The 3,023-nt window shown below is 73.1% G+C and carries 4 protein-coding genes; 3 read left to right on the forward strand and 1 reads right to left on the reverse strand.

Annotated elements, in window-relative coordinates; genetic code table 11:
• Nucleotides 1–4: 4 nt before the first annotated feature.
• Nucleotides 5–1,111: a glycerophosphodiester phosphodiesterase family protein gene (locus tag AC2W7A_RS11080; RefSeq protein ID WP_485991399.1), complete on the forward strand. Its 1,107-nt coding sequence runs from the start codon at nt 5–7 to the stop codon at nt 1,109–1,111.
• A gap of 171 nt (nt 1,112–1,282) precedes the next feature.
• Entirely contained in the window at nt 1,283–2,305 is a 1,023-nt protein-coding gene (panC, locus tag AC2W7A_RS11085; RefSeq protein ID WP_485991396.1) for a pantoate--beta-alanine ligase, read from the forward strand.
• Nucleotides 2,306–2,360: 55 nt separating this feature from the next.
• Here the strand turns inward: panC and AC2W7A_RS11090 are convergent, their stop codons facing one another.
• On the reverse strand, nt 2,361–2,582 hold the full coding sequence (locus AC2W7A_RS11090) for a hypothetical protein (RefSeq protein WP_485991397.1): 222 nt from the start codon (nt 2,580–2,582) through the stop codon (nt 2,361–2,363).
• A 54-nt stretch (nt 2,583–2,636) separates the two neighbouring features.
• Here AC2W7A_RS11090 and AC2W7A_RS11095 point away from each other — a divergent pair.
• On the forward strand, nt 2,637–3,023 hold a 387-nt coding region (locus AC2W7A_RS11095; RefSeq protein ID WP_485991398.1), incomplete at its 3' end, for a DNA-3-methyladenine glycosylase.

Consider the following 3,023-nt stretch of genomic DNA (forward strand, 5'->3'; position numbering starts at 1 on the left):
CGATGTGGCCGGCCCCGCCACGGAGCGCACCGGCAAGCCGGTGGTCCGCCCCGAGGTCGTCGGCCACCGCGGCGCCTCGGGCTACCGCCCCGAGCACACGCTGGCCTCCTACGAGCTCGCCGCGGCCCAGGGCGCGGACGTGATCGAGCCGGACCTGGTCTCCACTAAGGACGGGGTCCTGGTGGTCCGCCACGAGAACCTCATCACGGACACCACGGACGTGGCCGAGCGCCCCGAGTTCGCGGACCGGAAGACCACCAAGGTGATCGACGGCAAGGAGCTCACCGGCTGGTTCACCGAGGACTTCACCCTGGCCGAGCTGAAGACGCTGCGTGCGAAGGAGCGCCTGCCTCAGGTGCGCCCGGAGTCCGCGTCCTACGACGGCATGTTCGAGGTCCCCACCTTCGCCGAGGTCCTCGAGCTGCGCGAGGAGCTCTCCGCCGAGCACGGCCGCGAGATCGGCGTCATCCCGGAGATCAAGCACCCCACGTACTTCGACTCCATCGGGCTGTCCATGGAGGAGCGCGTGGTGGAGCTGCTCGAGGCGCACCGCCTGAACCGCCCGAACGCCCCGGCCACCGTGCAGTCCTTCGAGTTCGCCAACCTCGAGGACCTCAACCGGAATCTGGGCCTGAAGGCCCCCACCGTGTTCCTGTCCGGCGTGAACGGCGCCCCCTACGACTCCGTGGCCGCCGGCGACGAGCAGCGCGACTACGACTGGTACGGGTCCGAGGCCGGCATGCGCGAGCTGCGCGCCGCGAGGATCGACGTGCTCGGCCCCGCGCTGCCGCAGATCATCACCGTGGACGCGGACGGCACCCTCGGCGAGGACACCGGCTTCGTGGACCGCGCGCACCGGCTCGGCCTCGAGGTGGTCCCGTACACCTTCCGCGCCGAGAACCAGTTCCTCACCCTCGAGTTCCGGTCCTCGGCGGACCCGAACGAGATCGGAGACATGGTCGGGATGGTCCAGCCGTTCCTGGATGCCGGCATCGACGGCCTGTTCACAGACCAGCCCGACCTCGGTGTCGAGGCCGTGGACCGCTGGATGGAGGGCAAGAAGGAGCACCCCGGCAAGGGCAAGGGCGTGGCCCGCGGCCACGTACGCTGATCCGTCCGTGCACTGACCCGTCCCGACGTCGGCCGCCCACCCTGCGTGCGCTGGGTGGGCGGCCGACGTCGTCCCGGGTGGGGCGTCTCGGTGCGGATCCCACGGGGCCGGTGCGGGGTCGGTCGGATGCGAACGGGATCGGCCGGGCGCCGGCCGCGTAGACTCCCGCCCGTGACACCGCTCGATCGCATCCCGGACCGCCGTCCCGTCCCGCCGCACACCGGCCTGACCCTGGAAGATGCCCTGCCGGAGGGCTCGGCGGGTCGTCGCCCGCGGCTGACCACCTCCAAGGCGGAGTTCAGCGCGGCGCTCGCCGAGCTGGTGGCGGGAGCCCAGGGCGCCGGGGCGGAGACGCCGACCGTCGGCATGGTCCCCACCATGGGCGCCCTGCACGGCGGGCACGCTGCGCTGGTGACGAAGGCCCGCGGGGAGAACGACGTGGTGGTCTCCTCGATCTTCGTGAACCCGCTGCAGTTCGGCGACCGCTCGGACCTGGAGCACTATCCGCGCACGCTCGAGGCGGACCTGGACCTGCTGGGCGCCGCCGGCGCGGACCTGGTGTTCGCCCCGACCGTGGACGAGATGTATCCCGGCTACCCGGACGCGCCGATCGTCTCGGTGACCGCAGGCCGCATGGGAGAGGTCCTCGAGGGCGCGTCCCGGCCCGGCCACTTCGACGGGGTCGTCACGGTGGTGGCGAAGCTGTGGAACCTCGCGATCGGCGGTCTGGTGCAGGCCGGGTCCCCGGCCCGGCTGCGTTCCTACTTCGGACAGAAGGACGCCCAGCAGCTGGCGATCCTGCGCCGTCTCGCCCACGACCTGGACGTTCCCGTGGAGGTCCGGCCGGTGGAGATCGTGCGCTCGTCTCAGGGGCTGGCGCTGTCCAGCCGCAACACCCGCCTCGACGAGGCCGGGCTGGAGCGGGCGCTCGTGCTGTCCCGTGCGCTCCGGACGCTCGCCGAGGCCGCCGCGGACGGGGAGCCGGTGGACGTGCAGGCCGCCCGCCAGAAGATCGCGGACGAGCCCGGCGTGGAGCTGGACCACCTCGTGGTGGTGGACCGCGAGACCCTGGAGGAGCTCGGCCCCGAACTGCTCTGCCAGCCGCTGCGCCGGGACGCCCTGGCCCTGGTGGCCGCGTACGTGGAGCCGGTGCGCCTCATCGACAACATGGTGCTCCCCGCCGCGCAGGACTGAGCGGACCGGGCCCGCGGGGGGCGGGGATCCGCCGCGCGAGACCGGCCGCTGCGGCTCACCAGGTGAGCGGCAGGGCCTCCCAGGTCCCCCTGAGTTCGAGGCCGTCCAGCAGGTCGGCGACCTCGTCCGCGGTGGTGGAGACGGACTCCACGCCGTCCTCGCCGGCCGTCGGGCCCTCCGCCCGGACGGTCAGCCGCAGCCGCACCTGCGCATCCGGGTCCCAGCGTCTGCCGGGCTCGGCGGAGGGGAGGTCATACGTGGCGTTCCAGCGGTCCATGCGGCCAGCCTAGAGAGCCGTCCACCGTCGCCGCGTCCCCCCGGAAGGAGGAAGATGACGCCCCCGCCTCGTCCGCGCACCGCAGACGACCTCGCCGCCCTCTTCCGCGTCCACCCCACGCAGGCGGCTCCAGTTCTGCTCGGCTGCCTGCTCACGGTCAGCACGCCCGAGGGAGCCGTCACCGTCCGCCTCACGGAGCTCGAGGCCTACGGGGACCAGGGTGAGGACCCCGGCGCCCACTCCTACCGCGGCCGCACCGAACGGAACGCGGCGCTGTTCGGGCCGCCGCAGCACACGTACGTGTACCTCAACTACGGCATCCACCGCTGTCTGAATCTGGTCGCCCACGAGCCCGACTCGGCCGGCGGCCTCCTCGTCCGTGCCGCCGAGGTGGTGGACGGCCGCGGCCTCGCCGTCCTCCGCCGCGGCCGGGACACCGGC

It is taken from the genome of Micrococcus sp. LASM2_SD2 (genome assembly GCF_057364565.1).